This is a genomic window from Betaproteobacteria bacterium (genome assembly GCA_009377585.1).
Lineage (GTDB): Bacteria > Pseudomonadota > Gammaproteobacteria > Burkholderiales > WYBJ01 > WYBJ01.
Genome location: WHTS01000228.1, coordinates 1 through 3,974 on the forward strand (window position 1 = coordinate 1; position 3,974 = coordinate 3,974).

Consider the following 3,974-nt stretch of genomic DNA (forward strand, 5'->3'; position numbering starts at 1 on the left):
CGGGAAACGGAAGCTCCCCGACTCTTCCGCCAGGGCGACCAGGCGTATCGCCGAGTTCTCTCCGATCTTCACGTTGAGGTCGCCCGTGAGCCGCTTCTGGTGGAAGGAACCGAACTGGAACGCGACCTCCTTGCGCGGCAGCAGGTCGGCCGACTTGCTGATCTGGTTCAGCACCCCGCCGCTGCCGCCGCGGCCGAACAGCAGCGCCGACGGCCCCTTGAGCACTTCCACGGTCTCGGTAGCGAACAAGTCCCGGTTGTACTCGCCGAGGTCTCGCATGCCGTCGATGTAGGTATCGGCGTTGAGCGGAAAGCCGCGCAGGTATACGACCTGGTTGTTTTGCGTGCCGCCTTCGGGCGCCGCATAGCTGATACCGGGGACGGTACGCAGCACATCCTGCAGGTTGGTTGCGCCGCGCTCCTTGATCACCTCCTGCGGAATCGAATTGATGAACTGCGGGATGTCGCGCAGCGGCGTCTCGGTGCGGGTGGCCGAGCCGGTCGATTCGCGCCGGAAGCCTTCCTGCTCGCCCTGCACCCGGATCTCGGGAAGCTGAGTCGGCTGGGGTTGGGTTTGCGCGAGCGCGAATTGCGAGGTCGAGAACAATGCGATCACTGCGGCCGAAATCGGGCGACGATCGAGGCATGCCATGTCAATTCCTCTCCTGAATGTACTACGCAGGCTTGGCTGGCTGCCGTAAGGGTCGCTGGCTGCTGCGGCTGTCGGTTGTTGTTCGGGTGTGGGGTCGATAGTTTTCTTCGAAAGATTCGCCGGCCGTTCAAGCCGTAAGGATCAACTTGCCGTTGCTCGTTACGCGCAGCCGATATTCGCGCTGGCCGTGAACGATCACCAGCTCGGCGGCATTGCCGAAAAGCTCGCCGCTCGCCACCCGCCGCACCGCGGGACGCCCTCCGTGCGCTAGAGCCGACGATGAATCCGGGCCGGAGGCGTCGGGTGTCGTGTCGCGCGGGCCGGGCGAGTTCGGAATCATAAAGGAATGATAATTGTTCTTATTACCATCCGCAAGAAATTTGCTGGGCGGGACGGGGTGCGACAGTGTCCCGGCTTGGGAGGAGCACCCAGCGTCACCGAGCAGCCAGCGCTGTTAGCCGAGCGGCTCGATACGCAGCTTGGAGGCGAGCGTGTCGAGCGCGGTGCGCAACGCAGGCGGGACGGGAACGCCGGAACGCGCCCGCTCCTCGCGCGCGCGCTGGCTGCCCTCGCCTGGTATGCGAATGGCATCGACCCCGGGCAGGCGCTCGGAGGCGCGCAGGTCGCGGATGAGCGCGTCCACCCGGCGCTTGAAGTCGGTCAGGTCACCGAAAACCTTCACGTCGATCGCGACAATCGCGTGTCCGGTGTTGGTGGGCGTGGTGTCGTCCTTGTTGAAGTCCACCACGTCACGACCCATCGCCGCGCCATTGAGCGTCCCGGCAAGAAGGCCGAAGACCAGCGCCAGCCCGTAGCCCTTGTAGCCGCCGATCGGCAGCAGGAAGCCTTCATCGGCGCGGTTGGGATCGGTGAGCGGCTGGCCCTTGCGGTCGATCATCCAGCCTTCCGGCATCGTTTCACCGCGCTGGGCCTTCGTCTTCACTTTGCCGTAGGCGGCCACCGTGGTCGCCATATCGAGCACAACGGGGTTTTCGTGCAGCGCCGGAATGGCGACCGCGACCGGATTGGTCGAGAGCAGCATGTCGAGCCCGCCCCAGGCCGGCAGGTGGTTGGCGTTTCCGACCGCAAGATAAATGCCGATCATGTCGTGCGCGAGCGGCATGCTGGCATAGAGCGCCGCCGGACCGGCGTGATTGCTCCAGTGCACCCCGACCCAGGCGACACCCGCGCTCTTCGCTTTCCGAATCGCGGTCTCGGCGGCGAAACGCATGACCAGGTGCCCCATGCCGTTGTCGCCGTCGACCAGCGCCATGGCGGGCGCCTCGGCGACGATGCGGATGTTCGGCCGCACGTTGACCGCGCCGCCCTCGATGCGCCGGATGTACTGCGGCAGCCGAAAGATGCCATGGCCGTCGGAGCCGTTCACGTCGGCGCGCGTCATCAGCTCGCCGATCACGGCGGCATCCTCGGCTGGAATGCCGACCTTGCGGCACGCCCGCTCGATGAACGCCTGCAACCGCGCCGCCGGCACGCGCCGCACCGAGCTGATGTCCTCACTCATGGTTGCCTCCCGCTCAACGGGCTCATTTCCGCCCAGGACATGGGCAATGTTCTGGGGCGCTCGGAGCCGCCGCGTCAGTCAGCCGGGCGGCCATGCTCCTCGAGCTCGACCAGCGCGCCGAGAAAATCCTTCGGGTGCACGAATGCGATCCGGTCGCCGTGCACGCTGCGCTGATCCTTGTCGCCGCCGAGCGCTTGCACGTCGTGGATGCCGAGATCGGCCAGCGTCGCTGTCATGTCGTCCACATCGAGGCAGAAATGATGGATGCCGCCGTTCGGATTACGCTGGAGGAAACGCGCGACCGGGGAGTCGGGCCGCGTCGGCTCCATCAGCTCGAGCCTGGCGTTGGGAAGCTCGATCCAGACCAGGCGTACGCCCTGGGCTGCGTTCACTTTCGGCTCGCCCGCCTGCAGTCCGTACACCGCCTGCAGGCGCGCAATCGCCGCAGCCAGATCGGGAACGACGATGGAAACATGATTGAACCCGGTGATCATGCGCGAGCCTCACACGACCCGATCGCGCCTGAGCGACTCGATCTCACCGGCAGTGTACCCCAGGCCGGCAAGCACCTCGTCGGTGTGCTGCGAGAGCATGGGTGGGGGCCGTCGAATCGAGGCCGGCGTGTCGCTGAAGCGAAACGGGATGCCGAGGGTGCGAACCTCGCCCGCAGCGGGATGGTCCAGCGTGCGGATCATTTCGCGCGCCGCGGCGTGCGGATCGGCGAGCGCCTGCGACGCCGTGTTGATCCGCCCGCACGGAATGCCGGCTTGCTGCAGCTTGGCGATCCAGGTCGCGGCATCCGCGTCTTCGAGCACGGCCGCGATCATGCCATCGAGCGCCTGCCGGTTCGCCACCCGATCCTGGTTGCGCCGGAAGCGCTCATCGTCGCCCCACTCGGCATGCCCGATCAGCTTGGCGAACTTGCGAAACTGCGCGTCGTTACCGACCGCGACCGCGATCATGCCGCCGGCCACCGGGTAGGCGGTGTACGGCACGATGTTCGGATGACCGTTGCCGTAGCGCCCCGCCTCGCGGCCCGAGGCGAGGTGATTGGAGGCGACGTTGGCCAGCAGAAAAAGCCCGGTGTCGAACAGCGACACTTCGACCTGCTGCCCGCGCCCGGTGCGCGCCCGCGCCGCGACGGCGCCGAGGATGGCATTGCAGGCGAGCATTCCCGTGCACAGATCGACGATCGCAACGCCGTACTTCATCGGCGCGCCCTCCGGCTCGCCGCAGATGCTCATGAGCCCGGATTCGGCCTGCAGGATGAAGTCGTATCCCGGCATCGCGGCCTTCGGTCCGGTGGTGCCGTAGCCGGTGATCGAGCAACGCACGACCTTCGCTGCGTGCGCCTGGAACCAGGCGTCGTCGAAGCCCCAGCGCGCGAGCGTCCCGGTGCGGAAGTTCTCGACCAGCACGTCGGACTGCGCGATGAGGCGCGCGAGCACCGCCTGCCCCGCCGGCACCGCCATATTGAGCGTCATGCCGCGCTTGTTGCGGTTGGCACCGAGGAAGTAAGCCGACTCCCCGCCGAGGAAGGGGGGGCCCCAGGTGCGCGTATCGTCGCCGCTGCCCACGGGCTCGACCTTGAGCACGTCCGCGCCCATGTCGCCCAGCATCATCGCGCACACCGGGCCGGCCAGCACGCGCGTCAAGTCCAGCACGCGCAGTCCGGCAAGCGCGCCCGTTTCGGTTATCTGCGCGATCACGTCAGCCACCCGGAGCAAGCGTTGGAGTCGGAGTCACGTCACACCGAACGCCGGCTCAGTCTACGCTTCGGCGTACTGGAGCGGCGTTTAGT

5 protein-coding genes are annotated in these 3,974 nt (G+C 66.8%); all 5 read right to left on the bottom strand.

Going from position 1 to position 3,974, the window contains the following annotated elements; translation table 11 throughout:
- Nucleotides 1-651: TonB-dependent receptor plug domain-containing protein (locus GEV05_30715; protein ID MPZ47651.1), on the bottom strand; the 651-nt coding region annotated here is incomplete at its 3' end.
- A 127-nt stretch (nt 652-778) separates the two neighbouring features.
- Nucleotides 779-991, bottom strand: coding sequence for a hemin uptake protein HemP (hemP, locus tag GEV05_30720; GenBank protein ID MPZ47652.1), 213 nt, complete (start codon nt 989-991; stop codon nt 779-781).
- Nucleotides 992-1,105: 114 nt separating this feature from the next.
- The gene (locus GEV05_30725) at nt 1,106-2,173 is read right to left on the bottom strand and encodes an Ldh family oxidoreductase (protein MPZ47653.1); all 1,068 of its coding nucleotides are present in this window, start codon (nt 2,171-2,173) and stop codon (nt 1,106-1,108) included.
- Between the two features lie 74 nt (nt 2,174-2,247).
- Complete coding sequence (gene mce, locus GEV05_30730) at nt 2,248-2,667, bottom strand: methylmalonyl-CoA epimerase (GenBank protein MPZ47654.1); 420 nt, start codon at nt 2,665-2,667, stop codon at nt 2,248-2,250.
- A 9-nt stretch (nt 2,668-2,676) separates the two neighbouring features.
- Entirely contained in the window at nt 2,677-3,837 is a 1,161-nt protein-coding gene (locus GEV05_30735; protein MPZ47655.1) for a CoA transferase, read from the bottom strand.
- Between the last annotated feature and the right edge of the window lie 137 nt (nt 3,838-3,974).

What these genes read in the sequence shown, in the direction of transcription:
- hemP (MPZ47652.1), bottom strand. Translation starts at nt 991, where the DNA reads ATGATTCCGAACTCGCCCGGCCCGCGCGACACGACACCCGACGCCTCC.
- GEV05_30725 (MPZ47653.1), bottom strand. Translation starts at nt 2,173, where the DNA reads ATGAGTGAGGACATCAGCTCGGTGCGGCGCGTGCCGGCGGCGCGGTTG.
- mce (MPZ47654.1), bottom strand. Translation starts at nt 2,667, where the DNA reads ATGATCACCGGGTTCAATCATGTTTCCATCGTCGTTCCCGATCTGGCT.